This window comes from Rhodococcoides fascians A44A (genome assembly GCF_000760735.1).
Taxonomy (GTDB): domain Bacteria; phylum Actinomycetota; class Actinomycetes; order Mycobacteriales; family Mycobacteriaceae; genus Rhodococcoides; species Rhodococcoides fascians_E.
On sequence record NZ_JMEX01000008.1, the window covers coordinates 2,670,271 to 2,686,389 of the forward strand.

15 protein-coding genes and 1 pseudogene are annotated in these 16,119 nt (G+C 65.7%); 6 read left to right on the plus strand and 10 right to left on the minus strand.

Annotated features, from left to right (window positions below; translation table 11 throughout):
* Positions 1-1,371 carry an FUSC family protein gene (locus BH95_RS24755; protein ID WP_037184718.1) on the minus strand — a complete coding sequence of 457 codons (1,371 nt, stop codon included), beginning with the start codon at positions 1,369-1,371 and terminating at the stop codon, positions 1-3.
* 74 nt (positions 1,372-1,445) lie between these two features.
* On the opposite strand from BH95_RS24755, the gene BH95_RS24760 reads away from it, so the two are divergent.
* Positions 1,446-1,955, plus strand: a complete 510-nt coding sequence (locus BH95_RS24760) for a MarR family winged helix-turn-helix transcriptional regulator (RefSeq protein WP_019663678.1) — start codon at positions 1,446-1,448, stop codon at positions 1,953-1,955.
* A 91-nt stretch (positions 1,956-2,046) separates the two neighbouring features.
* On the opposite strand, the gene BH95_RS24765 is transcribed toward BH95_RS24760, so the two are convergent.
* Both BH95_RS24765 and BH95_RS24770 read right to left on the minus strand, forming a co-directional pair.
* A complete protein-coding gene (locus BH95_RS24765) occupies positions 2,047-2,658 on the minus strand; it encodes a lipocalin family protein (RefSeq protein ID WP_026347535.1) in 612 nt (203 codons plus the stop codon).
* Between the two features lie 5 nt (positions 2,659-2,663).
* Positions 2,664-4,658, minus strand: a complete 1,995-nt coding sequence (locus tag BH95_RS24770; RefSeq protein WP_037184720.1) for an MMPL family transporter — start codon at positions 4,656-4,658, stop codon at positions 2,664-2,666.
* Between the two features lie 169 nt (positions 4,659-4,827).
* Here BH95_RS24770 and BH95_RS24775 point away from each other — a divergent pair, with 169 nt between their 5' ends.
* Positions 4,828-5,346 (plus strand): MarR family winged helix-turn-helix transcriptional regulator, encoded by a 519-nt coding sequence (locus BH95_RS24775; protein ID WP_020111857.1) that lies wholly within the window; start codon positions 4,828-4,830, stop codon positions 5,344-5,346.
* Here the strand turns inward: BH95_RS24775 and BH95_RS24780 are convergent.
* Positions 5,343-6,524, minus strand: coding sequence for a zinc-dependent alcohol dehydrogenase (locus tag BH95_RS24780; RefSeq protein ID WP_037163697.1), 1,182 nt, complete (start codon positions 6,522-6,524; stop codon positions 5,343-5,345). The genes BH95_RS24775 and BH95_RS24780 overlap by 4 nt on opposite strands.
* 243 nt (positions 6,525-6,767) lie before the next feature.
* Here BH95_RS24780 and BH95_RS24785 point away from each other — a divergent pair, with 243 nt between their 5' ends.
* Positions 6,768-7,169 (plus strand): anti-sigma factor antagonist, encoded by a 402-nt coding sequence (locus BH95_RS24785; RefSeq protein WP_230595907.1) that lies wholly within the window; start codon positions 6,768-6,770, stop codon positions 7,167-7,169.
* A 33-nt stretch (positions 7,170-7,202) separates the two neighbouring features.
* Here the strand turns inward: BH95_RS24785 and BH95_RS24790 are convergent, their stop codons facing one another.
* The 5 genes from BH95_RS24790 to BH95_RS24810 form a co-directional block, all read right to left on the minus strand.
* Positions 7,203-8,789 (minus strand): phytoene desaturase family protein, encoded by a 1,587-nt coding sequence (locus tag BH95_RS24790; RefSeq protein ID WP_037185533.1) that lies wholly within the window; start codon positions 8,787-8,789, stop codon positions 7,203-7,205.
* A gap of 61 nt (positions 8,790-8,850) precedes the next feature.
* Positions 8,851-9,483 (minus strand): ANTAR domain-containing protein, encoded by a 633-nt coding sequence (locus tag BH95_RS24795; protein WP_019663671.1) that lies wholly within the window; start codon positions 9,481-9,483, stop codon positions 8,851-8,853.
* A 188-nt stretch (positions 9,484-9,671) separates the two neighbouring features.
* A complete protein-coding gene (locus BH95_RS24800) occupies positions 9,672-10,055 on the minus strand; it encodes a universal stress protein (RefSeq protein WP_019663670.1) in 384 nt (127 codons plus the stop codon).
* Positions 10,056-10,081: 26 nt separating this feature from the next.
* On the minus strand, positions 10,082-11,479 hold the full coding sequence (locus BH95_RS24805) for a CitMHS family transporter (RefSeq protein ID WP_037184723.1): 1,398 nt from the start codon (positions 11,477-11,479) through the stop codon (positions 10,082-10,084).
* Between the two features lie 55 nt (positions 11,480-11,534).
* Positions 11,535-12,530 carry a Bug family tripartite tricarboxylate transporter substrate binding protein gene (locus tag BH95_RS24810; protein WP_230594274.1) on the minus strand — a complete coding sequence of 332 codons (996 nt, stop codon included), beginning with the start codon at positions 12,528-12,530 and terminating at the stop codon, positions 11,535-11,537.
* A gap of 119 nt (positions 12,531-12,649) precedes the next feature.
* On the opposite strand from BH95_RS24810, the gene BH95_RS24815 reads away from it, so the two are divergent.
* Positions 12,650-14,194, plus strand: a complete 1,545-nt coding sequence (locus tag BH95_RS24815) for a sensor histidine kinase (RefSeq protein ID WP_019663667.1) — start codon at positions 12,650-12,652, stop codon at positions 14,192-14,194.
* A gap of 2 nt (positions 14,195-14,196) precedes the next feature.
* Positions 14,197-14,859, plus strand: coding sequence for a response regulator (locus BH95_RS24820; protein WP_026347531.1), 663 nt, complete (start codon positions 14,197-14,199; stop codon positions 14,857-14,859).
* A gap of 4 nt (positions 14,860-14,863) precedes the next feature.
* On the opposite strand, the gene BH95_RS24825 is transcribed toward BH95_RS24820, so the two are convergent.
* Positions 14,864-15,220: a DUF1801 domain-containing protein gene (locus BH95_RS24825; RefSeq protein ID WP_230594276.1), complete on the minus strand. Its 357-nt coding sequence runs from the start codon at positions 15,218-15,220 to the stop codon at positions 14,864-14,866.
* A 125-nt stretch (positions 15,221-15,345) separates the two neighbouring features.
* Here BH95_RS24825 and BH95_RS29690 point away from each other — a divergent pair.
* Positions 15,346-16,119, plus strand: a pseudogene (locus tag BH95_RS29690) (DUF222 domain-containing protein); the annotation flags it as partial.

Consider the following 16,119-nt stretch of genomic DNA (forward strand, 5'->3'; position numbering starts at 1 on the left):
TCAGACCAGGTGGTGGCGGTCCGCCCGTTCCACCGTCAGGGCTGCAACGCAGATCCCGATGACCACCCCGACGAGCGTGTCCCCGATCCGGCTCACGGACACCGAGGGGCTCAGGTGCCCGGCCAGACCGGTCATGAGCAACGCCATCGGAGTGATCGCCAGCGAGGTCAGCGCGTAGTTCTTCATCACCAGAAGTTCGGCGGCGACCTGCATCACGACGATCACCACCACGGTCTCCCAGTACCCGAGTGACGACGCGATGAGCACCGCGGCGATCACGGCACCGCCGACGTTCCCCAACAACCGCTGGATCCCGCGCTGAACCGTGGTGCGGTAATCGATCCCGTGCATGGCGGCCATCGCACCCATGGTGGCCCACAGTGGGTGCTCGAACCCGAGCGCAGTCGCGCACAGGGCAGCCAGCGCGGCGGCGACGGTGATGCGCACGGCGCTCCGCACGATCGGTGTCGACGCCGCCTGGGTCACGCCCTCGGCGAAAAAATTCCGTGGTGTCGGGTGCGTCGGCGACTCGGCGGAGAACTCGCCTGCCGTCGGAACGCGGTAGCGACGCATTCTGCGCAGGTGCCGTTCGTGGGCCAGAACCTCGGCGGCGTGCGACGGATCCTCACCGCGGCTCCACGCGTCGAGCACCGCGTCGGCGTCGTCGAGAAGTGTGGTCAGACCGTGCCGATGCTCACGGTCTCCGGGATCGAGCGCGACGACGGTCCGGGCGCGGGCGATCGCGGCTCGCGCGCCGGGTGCATCCCGACGGTCGAGTGCGGCGAGGGCTCGGGCGACGGCGAGCTGCGAGGGACCCGTCGGATGCAGGATCGCCGGGGCCATCGACAGCGTCCACCCGACGACAGCGCCGATGGCGACGGACACGAAGACAGTCCCGAGGTCACCGACCGCGTGCGAGAAGCCGACGGCTGCGGTCGCGGCGAAGATGAGAACGACCGCACCGGGACCGGTGATCGCGAACGCCGTGAGCAGCAAAGCCGCCACACCGGCCGCGACGGAGATGGCCAGCACCTGGATGATCGCCGACGTCGTTGCTGCTCCGAGTGCGGCGCCCAGCGTCGCGTACACGACGATGAGCGCCCCGACGAGCGCGATCTTTCCGGCCCGGCGTGGATACGGCTCGTACCGGCCGAAGGCCGAGCACAGCGCTCCGAGCGCAGCGAATCCCGCGAGGTCGTGGCGTCCGAGGATGCCGCCTCCCAGCAGGACGATCGCCACGGCGAGCCCGACGCGCACGGCGGGCGCGACGGTCGCGTCGGCCTTCCCGACGGTCAGTGCCTGGCGCCAGGTGCTGACCGCCACGGCATGGGCGAGGGCGGAACGAGTGTGGTCGATTCGGTCGAGAAGCACGGAGTCGAGCCTACAGATATTTCACTAGTAAAATAAACCGCGTGTCGGTGTGATCCTCGCCGTAGGGTGAAGTCATGATTCCGGCGCAGCGATCAGGTGGGGACTTCGTCGACGAGGTCAGGCGAGAGTGGACGGCCACTTTCCCCGACGTCGACACCTCCGCGATCGAGGTTCTCGCTCGTGTGGGTCGGATCGCCTCGCGGGCCAGCCACCTGCTCGACGCCACACTTGCTCCCGTCGGGGTCTCGCGCGCCGAATTCGACGTGATGAGCGCGTTGCGACGGGCTGGACGGCCGCTCCGCGCCAGCGAGGTCACATCGGTCACGCTTCTCAGCGGGGCGTCGACGACGAAGATCTCCGAGCGATTGGTCAAGGAGGGCCTGGTCGAACGCCGACGATTCGAGCGAGATGCCCGAGTGGTTCTTCTCGAATTGACCGACCGGGGAACCGATCTGGTGGACCGGGTATTTCCCGTCCGGCTGCAGCGAGACGAGGAACTCCTCGACGGGCTCGACGAGGACGAACTGCGCACTCTCGCAGCGCTACTGCGCAAGGTCGCTCTGAATGCCGACAAACCTGTGTGAGTGGAAATGCAGCGTCTTCTGGTCGCTCCGCTGGCTCTGCTCCTGGCCCAGGGCCTACATTTCCACTCACCTAGGGGTCGGACCGAGGGGGTCAGACCGTGGAGAGGGGGCGGATGTCCGTCGCTCCGCCCGCGGTGGGCGAGGTCAGGATGAACGTCGAGTTGTATCCCTTGGACTCGACCACTGCCCGGATCTCACGGAACTTCTCGGTACTGACCTCGGGAGAACGCGAGAGGATGAAGCCCGACGTACGCAGCGGGTCGCCGACGAGCGCCCACGAGTAGTCGTCCGCGATGTAGGCGACGATGTAGTTGGTCGGCCCTTCCGGGTTCTCCTGCGTGGGCACGCCCGGGAAGCTCACGTGCAGTTGTGCATTGGTCACCGTGTCGTTCACCCGTGCATTACCGACGATGCGGTTCTGCTCACCCGTCCACGTGGTGCAGGTGTTCTCGACGCGGATGTTGGCCGGATCGATCAACTGGTAGTTGGCCTGGGTGTCGCGCGCGCACTCGAGGTTGAACGGCTGCGGAACCGCGGCGACCTGGTTCCAGGTTCCGAGATAGCGCTCGACGTCCAGCGACGGAATCGGGGTCAGTGGCTGCCATCCCGCCGATCCTGTGTCGGGTGCGGCCTGGGCCGGACTGCCGACGAGGGCGAGTCCTGCGACGCAGGCTGCCGCCGCGATCGAAACACGTACCTTCATGAATCTCACTCCTTTGTTCCCACCAGTTCGGTTCTGCTGGAATCGATTCGGTTCGGCCACCATATCCCCGGGCCGACAAGGGTGAACAGTGCCGGTATGACCAGCGTGCGCACGACGAACGTGTCGAGAAGAATGCCGAACCCGACGATGATGCCCAACTGCGTCAGCGTGATCAGCGGTAGCACGCCGAGGACGCAGAACACGGCGGCCAACACGATGCCGGCGCTGGTGATGACTCCACCTGTCGCGCCGACGGCTCGAACGATCGCCGAGCGTGTGCCGTGACCGGGAACTTCCTCGCGCGTGCGAGTGACGAGGAAGATCGTGTAGTCCACACCGAGCGCGACGAGGAACAGGAACGCGTACAGCGGAACGTTGTCGTCGAGCGCCGGGAATCCGAACACGCTGCTGCTGAACCAGCTTCCGACGCCGAGCGCGGCCAGGGCGCTGAGCACCGTCGTGCCGACGAGTATCAACGGCGCGATCAACGAGCGCAGCAGTGCGATCAGTACGACGAGTACGACGATCAGGATGGCAGGAACGACCACGAGTCGGTCGCGTGCGGCGGCGTCGGATGTGTCGAGGGCCTGTGCGTCGCTGCCGCCCACCAGGGCGTCGGGGATGTCCGAGAACGCGGCACGCAGTTCCTCGACGGCGGCGAACGCGTCGTCCGAGGCAGGGGCGGCGTCGGTGACGACGGACCACTGAGTCAGGCCGGTCCCGGAATCCGCTCCGCGGGTGAACGAGTCGACGGAGGTGGCTCCGTCCAGCGCGGTTTCGATGCGCTCGGCGGAGTCGGTGGGTGCGACGACGGTCGTCGGATCGGCCAGTCCGGCCGGGAAGTGTTCCGAGAGTGTGTCGAAACCCTCGACGGATTCGGCGGTGACGCGGAACTGCTCGGTCTGGGACAGGCCGATTCCAGTGCCGAACAGTGCTGCAGCACAAGCGATCAGCGCGACGAGTGTGATGGATGCTGTGCGCGTCGGGTGGCGTGAGACCGCGGCAGCGACCGAGTGCCAGGCACCCGTCGTCGCGGTGTCCTTGTCCTCGCCCTTGGGGATGAACGGCCAGAACAATTTCGGTCCGCACAGTGCGAGCAGTGGCGGTAGAACGACGAGGACGAACACGGCTGCGACCACGAGGCCCGCGGCGGCGAGGGCACCGAGGCTGCGGGTACTGGGCAGGATTGCGAGCAACAACGTCAGAAGCGCGAGGACGACGGTGGCGTTGCTGGCGAGAATGGCGGGCCCGGCGTGGCGAACGGCATGACGCAGTGCGTCGCGGTGGTCGTCGCGGGTGCGCAGCTCCTCTCGATAGCGCGAGATGAGAAGGAGCGCATAGTTGGTACCCGCGCCGAAGACGAGCACGCTGGTGATGCCGGACGTCGACCCGTCGAACGACAGGCCGGTCAGTTCCGCCAGTGCGGTGCCCACCGACGTGGCGACGCGGTCCCCGAGCCCGATGACCAGCAGTGGAACGAGCCACAGGATGGGGGAGCGGTAGGTCACGATGAGCAGGATCGCGACGACGAGTGCGGTGACGGCCAACAGGGTGAAGTTCGCGCCGGAGAAGGAGTTCGCGATGTCCGCGCCGAATGCGGGCCCGCCGGTGAGCTGCGCCTCGAGGTCCGAGGGGAGGCCGTCGACCGCCTTGTCGCGGAGCGAGGTGACGGTGTCGTTCAGGTCGAAGCCGGACAGGGAGCTGTCCACCTGCACGATGCCGAGGGTGGCTTTGCCGTCCGGCGCAGGTACCAGCGGTGACGCGGTGTCCGACAGGCGTGCGAGGGCCTGAGCGGCGGCGTCGGTGTCGGCCGGGGTCAGGACACCGTCGTCGACGCGGCTCACCACGAGGATGACCGGCGCGGTCTCCGACCCGGGGAATTGGTCGAGTAGTTCGGTGACCTGCGCGGAATCAGCTTCGGGTGGCACCGAGGAAGGGGCTTGCCCGGCTGAGTCGTTTTCACCCACGAGGCCCATGAAGGCGACGGAGAGAACGATCACGGCAAGCGACAGGGCCCACGAGCGTCGTGAGCTGACTATTCGGGCAAATCGAGTCCAGAAGTCCACCGGCCAACAATCTCATTAACTTAACAATTAAGCAACTGAGAGAACTCGCGCGTCTTCAGCGCGATAGTGTTGCCCAGGACCCGATGGAACGAAACCGAAGAAAGTGAACTCCGTGCCCGACCGCAGTGCATCCGAGCGACGTGCATCCGAACGACGCGCGGAACTGGAGTCGATGATCTCGTCGGACGTCCGTGCCCTGTCGTCGGTGTCCGAGGAGATCGGGCGGGCATTCGGGGCGCAACACGAGCTGCGGCCCAACGACTTTCGTGCCCTCCTGCTCATCATGGTCGCCGACGTCGAGGGGCAGCCGCTCACCGCGGGCGAGCTCGGGGGCCGCCTCGGACTCTCGTCCGCCGCCATGACGTACCTCGTCGAACGCATGATCTCGTCGGGACACATCCGGCGGGAGAAGGATGCACACGACCGCCGCAAGGTGATCCTCCGGTACGACGAGCACGGCATGGAAGTCGCGCGCGGATTCTTCGGACCACTGGGGGTCAAGACGTCGGCAGCCCTGGCCGACCTTCCCGACGGAGATCTGGCTGCCGCGCACCGGGTGTTCGCCGTGCTGATCGACGCCATGCGCGACCACCACGACGAACTACACACCGGGCAGAACTAGGGCTTCAGCAGCACCTTCACGGCTCCGTCCTGCTTCTTCTGGAAGATCTCGTAGGCGTGCGGCGCCTGGTCGAGGGGCAGTGTGTGGGTGGCGAAATCGTCGACGCCAAGGGGATCGTCGTCGGTCAGGAGCGGCAGGATGTCGTCGACCCAGCGCAGCACGTTGGCCTGGCCCATGTGCAGCCGAATCTGCTTGTCGAACAACGTGAGCATCGGCAGCGGGTCCGCCATTCCTCCGTACACGCCGCTCAGCGAGATGGTGCCGCCACGTCGGACGATGTCGATCGCGCTGTAGAACGCGCCGAGACGGTCCACGCCTGCTTTCTGCATCATCGGTCCGGCGATCGCGTCGGGGAGCAGAGACGTCACACTCTGGGCGAGTTTGGCCACGGGAGACCCGTGCGCTTCCATGCCGACCGCGTCGACGACGGAGTCGGTGCCACGCCCGTCGGTCAGGTCACGGATGGCGTCGGCGAGATCGCCGCCCAGATCGTCGAAGTTCAGCACCTCGATTCCGCGATCCGCAGCACGCTGAAGCCGCTCCGGAACTCGGTCGACGCCGATGACTCGATGCCCACGGTGATGCGCGATGCGGGCCGCCATGTCGCCGATGGGGCCGAGTCCGAGCACCGTGACCGAGCCACCGTCGGGAATGTCGGCGTACTCCACCGCCTGCCACGCTGTGGGGAGCACGTCGGAGAGGTAGACGAACCGTGAGTCGTCCGGCCCGACGGGCACCTTGATGTGCGTGTTCTGCGCTTGCGGGATCCGAAGATACTGCGCCTGACCGCCGGGAACCTGGCCGTACAGGCTCGAGTATCCGAACAATGCCGCGCCCATTCCCTGGTCGCGGACCTGCGTGGTCTCGCACTGGGTGAAGAGGCTGGAATTGCACATGTAACAGTGACCGCACGAGATCTGGAACGGAACGACCACCCGGTCGCCGACCTTCAGATCGCCGACATCCGGCCCCACCTCCTCGACGATCCCCATGGGTTCGTGCCCCAGGATGTCGCCCTCGGACATGAACGCACCGAGCACTTCGTACAGGTGAAGGTCCGATCCGCAGATGTTCGTGGTGGTCACCTTGATGATCGCATCGGTGGGTTCCTCGATCCTCGGATCAGGCACGGTGTCGACGCTTACCTTGCGCTTTCCTTGGTATGTAACAGCTTTCATGTTCGGTCCTCGCTAGGTCGGAGACGGTCGAGCTCATGTCTCGGGTGCCCTGGGTAGGACGAGCCGAAACGCGGGTGTACGGGAAGCCCCCGGTGCCGTAGGGTTGGACGCGGTTGAGATAACAGCCGTTGTCGGAGGAGACTCCACGGGATAGCCCGGCGGCTTGTTCGGATTTGTGGCCGGCTCCGGTCACCCGCATCAGCTCGCTCAGTTTCCTCCCGATCGATCAACGATGGGATGGCTATGACTGTTACTCCACACGGTTTGAACGACGAAGGAACTACCCGGCCGCACGCTGCCACCGAAACTTCGGTCTCGGTTGCCGCGACAGGTGCCATTTTCAGCGCCTCCGCGGCCGGATCCAACTCTCTCGTCGTCAAAGTTCACGGCGACATCGATATGCGTAGCGCACCGATTCTGACGGATTTCGTTCTCAGTCGGGTCACCCCCGACGTCAGGATGATTCTCGATCTGTCGGATGTGGACTTCTTCGCAATCGCCGGATTGACGATCTTCACAGCACTGGACGAGGCACGCCTGAACTGGTGCCTGGTCGAGGGGTACGCGGTGCACAGGTTGCTGCAGGCAGCAGCCGTCGTTCCCACGGCCCAGAGGTTCGACTCGGTCGAGAACGCGGTCCACTGACCGCCCGCTAGCAGATTCATGTAGGCACGCACTTCATCTGGTGACCAGCTCCAACAGGGAGCTGGTCACTTTTTTGCGTACAGGGCCGAGCAGGCCCGTCTGTCCAAGGGCAGCGCGAGCTGCGTTCATCCCGGCTGCGCCGTGCACCCCGCCACCGGGATGAGCGGACGAACTTCCCAGGAACAGCCCTTCGACGGGCGTCTCCGCCCGCCCCAGACCCGGCGTCGGCCGGAAGATCAGTTGCTGTTGCAGTTGCGCGGTCCCGCCGTTGACCGCACCGCCGAACAGGTTGGTGTTCTCGGCCGCCAGATCGGACGGGCGTTGAACGACCTCGCCGACGATCGATCCGCTGAAACCGGGTGCGTGTTCCTCCAGTACCGTCCGCACCCGAGCCGCGATGGTGTCGGCCGACGCGTCGTCGGTGACTCCGCGGGGAAGGTGCGTGTACGCCCATGCGCTCTCGGTCCCCGCCGGTGACCGCGAAGGATCCGCGGTGGTCATCTGGCCGAACAGCATGAACGGGCGCTTCGGCAACACGTTGATCGACAGATCCGTGGTCCACCGCAGCAGCCCGTCCTCGTCCGCACCCAAGTGGACGGTCCCCGCGTCGGACAGGCTCTTCGATCGCCACGGTATCGGCCGGTCGAGCGCGTAGTTGACCTTCACCACCGGGGTGTCCCACTCGAACTTCGCCAGGTCGTCGTGCATGCGTTGCGGAATGGCGTCGTGTGGAAGCAGGTCCTGGTAGAGCATCGGTGCCGAGACGTCGGCGACGATCGCCTTGCGGGCCAGCACGACGTCGCCCGACGCGGTGCGAACCCCGGTGGCCCGCCCGTTCGACGTGATCACCGACACCACAGGGGTGCCGCACCGGAGCTCGGCGGACCCGGCCCGACGAACCAGGGCGGCTGTCAGCTCGCCGGCTCCGCCGACCGGAACGGGGTAGCCGACGTCCTGAGCCATCATCGTCAGCAGATAACCCATCGCGCCGCTGACCGACGCATCCAGGGGTGCGTCGCCGTGCATCGCGTTCCCCAGCAGCAGACATCGGGCCGCGGAGCTGCGGAACGTCTCGTGCGCCATCGCACGTGCAGGCAGCGCCATGAACCGCGCGAACCGCAGCGTCTCCGCGGCACCGAGCTTTCGGGACAGCGACACACCGGCCTTGACGGGCGGAAACGGCGTGAAGAAGGCGTCGAGCAGCGGTTTCTTGATTTTCTGCCACTGCTCGAACAGAGCGAGCCAGGCATCGCCGTCACGCCGGTCGTGTTCGCTCAATGCGGCCGCGGTATCGGCGACGTCCCGCAGAACCGTCGGCGCATCCTCGTCGGCGGACGACCGCGCGTGGCCGTACGCCGCCGGGGACCGTGACCACCTCAATCCGTGGTCCTCCAACCCCAGCGCCGTCATCGCCGGAGACGACGCGCCGAGGGGATAGAACGCGCTGAACAGGTCACTGGTGAACCCGGGAATTAGTTCGGCGCTGCGTACCGCGCCGCCGGGAGCAGGCGCCGCCTCGACGATCACCACGTCCCATCCCGCGTCGGCAAGTGCGGCAGCGGCGACGAGGCCGTTGTGGCCTGCGCCGATGACAACGGCGTCGGCAGTGGTGGTGCTCATGCGGGAGGCGACCTTTCGCGAGTGTGCTGCCGGGTGCATGCCCCGCACGGGCGAGAGTCAATCAGGACTGGTCGCGGCCGACCGATTCGACGATCCGGTGAGCCAGGGTGTGCAGCTTGACGTTCTCGTTCTGCGATTGCAGCGACAGTACCTCGAAGGCGTCGTCCGCAGCGATGCCCCGGATCGCCATCACGATCCCCTTGGCCTGCTCGATCGTCGCTCGTGTCCGCATCGCCTCACGAAGTCCCGTGAGTTCGCGCTGCGCCTCGCTCGCACGTCGCGAGTTCCAGATGGCGCTCTCGACCGCGGTGACGAACACCTTGATCAGGATCTCGTCCGTCTCGGTGAACGTGTGGTCGGTGAAGCTGTAGACCTCGAGCGCACCGATCTGCGTCGTGTCGACAGAAATCGGCGCCGAGAGGCAGCCCGGCGCATCGAACTCGAGAACACGAGGGTCCGTGTACGCAACCGTCTTCGGAGTTCCCGTCGACTCGTCCACGAGCGTGACACCCGCCATGTCGGCACCCAGCACGGTGTCGACGACCTGGGTGCACACACTGTGCAGCAGCGTCTCGACCTGAGCGTGCGACAACAGAAGGTTGCGGAACGATTCGAGCCCCGGCTCGAGGGCTCCGTCCTCGTCCGCGCGCAGCTCACCGTCGCGCGGGTCGCAGACTCGCGGCGTCTCTTTCATGTCATCACCACACTCTTCGAGTGCACTTGCCGTGCTCTTGGATTGCCGGCGATGACTTCACCGAATGAGACTGGAAATATTACGACAACACCTGTCCGACTTCACGCACCAGGTCACCGGAGCGCCGTCGGATCGCACGCGAAAGGGCGGACCCGCGTGTCGGATCCGCCCCTTCGGTGCTGAGCGTGTTACCGGGATTTGACCAACAGGATCTCCACCGGTATCTCCAGCAGCAACCGCTGGACCGTCTGCCCCATCAGGAACTTCCCGACGGCGCTGCGGTGACGTGACCCGATGACCACGAGCTCCGCGTCGACCTTGTCGACCAGCGCGAGCAACGTGGACGTCGAATCGGGATCGGGAACCCCTACCTCGACCCGTGCACCCGGTGCCAGGGCGTGCACCGCGGTTTCGACCGCGGCAACCTCCTGCGCTTGGGCGCGTGGATCCGGTGAACCCGACAGTGCGTGGATCACAACGAGTTCGGTTCCTCTGGACTGCGACTCGCGGACACCTGCGGCGAGTGCGCTTCTTCCCTCGTCGGACTGATTGTGAACTACTACGACGGACATGTGCTTGACCTTTCGGTACGTGGGGATCAGCCGAACGGGATCTGGCCGAGGGCAACACCGACGACGAGCATGGTCAGGGAGATGACCGCTGCGCGCCACAGAACCTTGCGGTGATGGTCGGCGAGCGACACACCGGCGAGGGTCACGAGAAGCAGGATGGCGGGGACGAGGGGGCTCTGCAGGTGGAATGCCTGACCGGTGATCGACGCACGCGCCATCTCGACGGGCTCGATTCCGTACTGCGCAGCGGTTTCACTGAGAACCGGCAGGATGCCGAAGTAGAACGCGTCGTTGGTCATGAAGAACGTGAACGGAAGGGACAGAACGCCGGTGATGACGGCGAGGTACGGACCCATACCCGCCGGAATGACGTTGAGCAGCCACTCGGCCATGGCCTCGACCATGCCCGTTCCTTGGAACACGCCGGTGAGGATCGCTGCAGCGAGAACCATGGCGACGACGGACACGATCGACGACGAGTGCCGCGCGATGGCCTCGCCCTGCTCCTTGACCTTCGGGAAATTCACGGCGAGCGCGATCGACGCTGCGATCATGAAGAGCACCGGGATGGGGAGGATGTCCATGACCAGGACAACCAGCAAAGCCACGGTCAGGGCGGCGTTGAACCACAACAACTTCGGACGCAGAGTATCGCGATTGGGATCGAGGCCGTCGATGAACTGACCGGCTCCGCCGTCGTGATCACTGCCCGTTCCGGCCGAGCCGGCGGTGTTCTTGGAGCCACCGGTGCCAGCGGAGCCGGTGCCGGTCGAGCCGCCTGCGTGAACGAGCTCGGATTCGTAGACCAACTTGCCGATTCGCTTGCGCTCCATCAGCCCGAGGTGCACCGAGAACAGCAGCACGATGACCAATCCGGCGATCAGCGAGGGCACCATCGGCACGAAGACCTCGGACGGCGAGATGCCGAGCGCAGACGCTGCCCGGACCGTGGGGCCGCCCCACGGGATGATGTTCATTGTTCCGTTGGCCAGACCGGCAACGACGGTCAGGATCACCGGGCTCACACCGAGTTTCAGGTACAGAGGCAGCATCGCGGAGGTGACGATGATGAACGTCGTCGACCCGTCACCGTCGAGGGACACGACCATCGCCAGAACGGCAGTACCGACGACGAGCTTCATCGGGTCGTTCCTGACGAGCTTCAGAATGCCCTTCACCAGTGGATCGAACAGGCCGACGTCGATCATGATCCCGAAGAAGATGATCGCGAAGAACAGCAGGGCAGCCGTCGGGGCGAGCGACTTGATGCCGTCGGTGATCATGTCGCCGATCCCGAGTCCCGCACCGGCCATGAGGCCGAACGCAACCGGCACCAACGTCAGCGCCACGACAGGGGTCGCGCGCTTGGTCAGGATCAGATACATGAAGACGGCAACCATGAGGAAGCCCAGTATCACGAGCATGGGTGTACTCCTTTGTGCGAGCAGGGTGAAACGTGGTGTCGGGTGAATCCGAACGTCAAGGGGTGACGGTCAGCGTCTCGTGGACGAATCGAGCTTGTTCGCCCAGGAACTCGGCGAAGTCGGAGCCGGTCAGTATCGAACTGCGCCAGCCGTTTCGAGTGAGGATGTCCTGCCATCGGCCGGACGTGTCGAGATCGCGGATGCGGTCGGTCCACGTCGTCGCCTGGTCCGGCGTGATGCCCGGCGGCGCGAGCAGGCCTCGCCAGTTGGCGAAGACGACGTCGACGCCGGCCTCGCGTGCGGTCGGCGCGTCCACCACCGGCACCCGTTCGTCGGTGCTGATGGCAAGTGCCCGCACGGTTCCGGCGGAAATCTGGTCGAGATACTCGCTGACGCCGGTCGTCGCGACGTCGACGTCACCGGTCAGCAGAGCCGGAAGCAGTTGTCCGCCACCTTCGTACTGTCGATACTGCGACGCCGACGGGTCGACGCCGATGGCCCGAGCAAGAAGGATCCGGAACAGACCGTCGGGCCCACCCTCGGCGGAACCACCGGCAAAACTGAGCGCCGACGGATCGGCGCGCCACGCGTCGACCAGATCGTTCATCGTTCGAAGCGGCGAGTTCGCCGGAACCAGAACTACTTCCGGTTCCTCCAGCAGCTTGGCGACGGGCGTGGCCTCGGACAACGAATTGTCGGACTCCGTCGTCTCCAGCGCGCCGATCAGACCGAGGCCCATGACCATCGCGAGATCGGGGTTACCGCGCTCGAGAGCCAACCGACCCAGGCCGACGATCCCACCCGATCCGGGCAGCACCACGACGTCGTAATCGGGGTCGGTGCTGCCGGGTGTTCCGCTGCCCAGAGCTTGGGTGAGGTTCCGGGCCGTCAGGTCGTATCCGCCGCCGGCGTCGGACGGCACGACCAGTTGGACCCGAGGAGTGCCGTCTGCGCCGGCGAAGACCGCAGGCTCGGAACTGCATGCGCCCACGAGAACGGCAACCGCGACGCACACGGCGCTGGTTGCTGATCGAACTCTCGTAGTAGGCACCATGGAAGTGAACAACACTTTGTGACTGCGGTCACCCTTGCGATCACAGTTTCTTTTGTGTCCATTGTGGTCGCGCCGAACTGCGCTCCACGCTCCTGGCCGCGCAGTAGGGTCTTTTGGTGCGCAGAACCACGCTGGCGGCCCAGTTGCTGAGGTTGCAGCTGCTGATCGTCGTGGTCGTTCTGGTCGCCATCGGCGGGTTGTCGCTCGCCCAGTCGTCCGCCGCGTTCCAACGGGACGCAGGCCGCCGCGCACAGTCGGCGGCGGAAACTCTCGCGGCGAACCCCGTCGTCCGTCAGCTGTTGCCGTCGGCCCAGCCTCGCATCCGAACCGGTCTGCAGAGCGCAGTGGAATCCGTACGCGCGGTCTCCGGCCTCGACTACGCGGCACTCTCGGGCGTCGACGGTGTGGTGGTGTTGTCCACCGTTCCCGAACAAGTCGGGACGACCGTGCAGACCGGTGCGGACGGATCGAGGGTCGGGCTCACCGACACGGCGGCAGGCAAAGCGGTCGAAGCGCGGGTGCCGGTGCTCGACGACTCGGGAACACTCGTGGGAACGGCCGTCGTCGGCGACCGATATCCCTCGGCCGTGGACCGGTTCCTGCAATCGGCACCCAATCTGATCGTCTACCTGGCGGTCGCGTCGGTGCTGGGCGGGCTGGGTTCGGTACTGCTCGCGCGGAGAGTCAAGCGTCAGACCCTCGGCATGGAGGCCAGCGAGATCCTCGACCTCGTCGGGCAGCGTGAAGCGATGCTGCGGGGGCTCAAGGAAGGCGTCATCGCCCTCGACCCGAACGGCCGCGTCGTGCTGATGAGCGAAAGTGCGCACGAGTTGCTGCACATCGAATACGGAAGCAAGGGCGCAACCGTCGACGAGCTCGGGGTCACCGGTCGGCTTCGCGACGTCCTTCTCGGAACCGTGGAGACCTCCGACGAGATCGTGCTGGTCGGCGATCGAGTCCTGGTCCTGAACACAGTCCCCGTCGTCGCCGACGGCAAAGCGGTGGGAACGGTCACGACCTTCCGTGACCGCACCGAACTGACCGACGTCGAGGAGGAACTCGGAGTCACCAAGACCAGTTCGACGGCGCTGCGTGAACACATCCACGAATTCGACAACCAGCTGCACACCATATCCGGACTGGTTCAACTGCACGAATACGACGAGGTGGTGCGCTACGTGGACGGCCTCACCGCGCGCCGCGAGGATGCGACGTCGGTGGTCACCGATTCCGTCGCCGACGTCAGTGTCGCTGCGCTCCTGATCGCGAAAATCGGTGCTGCCGCGCATCGTTCGGTGACCGTCGACATCGTCGAGGGGTCCGCTCTTCGATCGCACGGGGGAGCGTTGTCCCGAGATCTCTGCACTGTCCTCGGCAATCTCGTCGACAATGCCGTGGCGGCATCGAGTGGACGGGTACGGATCGCGTTGCACGAGAACGACGGTGACATCGTCGCCGAGGTATTCGACGACGGACCGGGCGTCGACGCGTCGGACACCACGAATATCTTCGAACAGGGCTGGAGCACCAAAGGGGCGGCATCGACCGGTCATGGCTTCGGTCTCGCGCTGGTCCGGCTCGCGTGCAGGCGTCGGGGCGGCGACGTGACGGTCGGAACGGACGGCGAGTGGACGGTGTTCCGCGCGATGATGAAGGAGTGAGTGTGATTCGGGTTCTCGTCGTCGACGACGACTTCATGGTCGCAAAGGTGCATTCGGGGTTCGTCGGTAAGGTCGACGGCTTCGAGGTCTGCGGCGTCGCCCACACGTCCGAGTCCGCGATCGACGCAGTGTCCGCTCTCCGGCCGGACCTCGTGCTGCTCGACGTGCACCTGCCCGGTGCCAGCGGTCTGGACCTCATCGGGACGTTCCGAGAGTTGGTGCCGGACCTCGACATTCTCGTCATCACCAGCGAACGAGAAGTCGCGTCCGTGCAGAAAGCGCTCCGGAGCGGCGTCGTGCATTACCTGATCAAGCCGTTCAAGTTCTCCGTGCTGCAGGCGCGGCTGGAGCAGTACCGAACCACGCGGCAAACCCTCGGGTCCTCGGCGGAGGCGGAACAGGCCGCCGTCGACAAAGCGTTCGGCATAACCGGTTCCGGCCAGGACCTTCCCAAGGGTCTGAGCCGCGTCACGCTGGATCTGGTGGAACTCAGGCTTCGTGACGTCGAACGGCCGGTGTCGGCCACCGAGATGTCCGAGCGGTCGGGGATCTCCCGATCCAGCGCCCGGCGATACCTCGAGTACCTCGCGGGCATCGGACGCGTCGAGGTATCCCTGGACTACGGGAACGTCGGGCGGCCCGAAAGGCTCTATCTGCGTAAGTAGTCCATCACTCGACTGCCCGTCGGACAATGGCTGCGATCTTCTTCTCCGTCGCGTCGTCGAGCTCCGTCAGAAACCATCCCGACGGCATCAACAGGTCGTCTGCATCGTCCGGCGCGGACACGTTCGCCTTCTCCGACAACCCGAATGCAATGTACTTCTCTGCGATGAAGTGGCACAGAATCGGGCCCTTTCCCTTCGCGTATCCCGGCATTCCGTAGAACAATCGAGGTTGCAGCTCCGGTGCCGCAGCCAGAATCACCTCGTGCAGCCTGCGCCCCACGGAGTCGTACGGCGCGGGGTACGAGGCAATCTTCTCCAGTACTGCAGCGGTGGGGTCCTGTGTCGATTTCTTGGCCGGCATGCACGTCATCATTCCCCACTTCGGTAGTTTTTTCGTCCGTGTCGGACCCCCTCCGTATATTCGAAAGTATGTTCGATACGGGGGTTTCGGCGGGATCGAGTACGGCGGGGTCGAGTACTGCGTGTGTGGCGGGGTTGGCAGGTTATGCCGCGGTGTGCCGGGTGCGGGAGAACATCGCCCGCGCCAGGACGGTGGAGGCGGTGTGCGAGATCGCCGACATCCGCCTCGCCGACGCCGACGGCACCGGTGGGGATCCGTTGACTGTTCTGGCGCAGGTGGTCACCGAGGTGGCGGTGTCGCTGGGTCTGTCGCAGAGCGCCGCGCGGCCGTTGTTGAGCGTCGGGCAGGAGTTGTCGCGGATGCCGCTCACGGCGCTGCGGTTCGTGTTCGGCGGCGTCGACTGGCCGCGGGTGCAAGTGTTGACTGCCGTGTTGGGGAAGGCATCCGATGCCACCATCGCGGCTCTGGAATTCGAGGCTGTCGCTGCGGCGGAACGGTTGACGCCGCGGTCACTGCGACTGTGGTTGTGGCGACTGTGGTTCGCCCACGACCGGGACGAGGCCGCAGCCGCACAAGAGCGCACGGTGCGCAGTAGCCGGGGGATGCGGGTGCGCCGCGACTCCGGTGGTGCGTCGGTACTCGAAGCGATCGTCACCGACCTCGAAGGCGCCGAAGTCGACGCATTGGTGACCGAGATCGCCGCAACGGTCTGCCAGCAAGACCCCAGGTCGACCACAGCGTTACGCGTCGATGGGTTGATGGCGTTGATCCACGGCGAACACGCCCTCGAATGCCACTGCGAGCGCGGTGAGCATTGCCCGCTGGACGGTGCCGCGGATCGGCCCGATCCTCGGCGGGGTCCGCTGGTGCAGATCCTCCTCGACGCCGAAACACTGCTC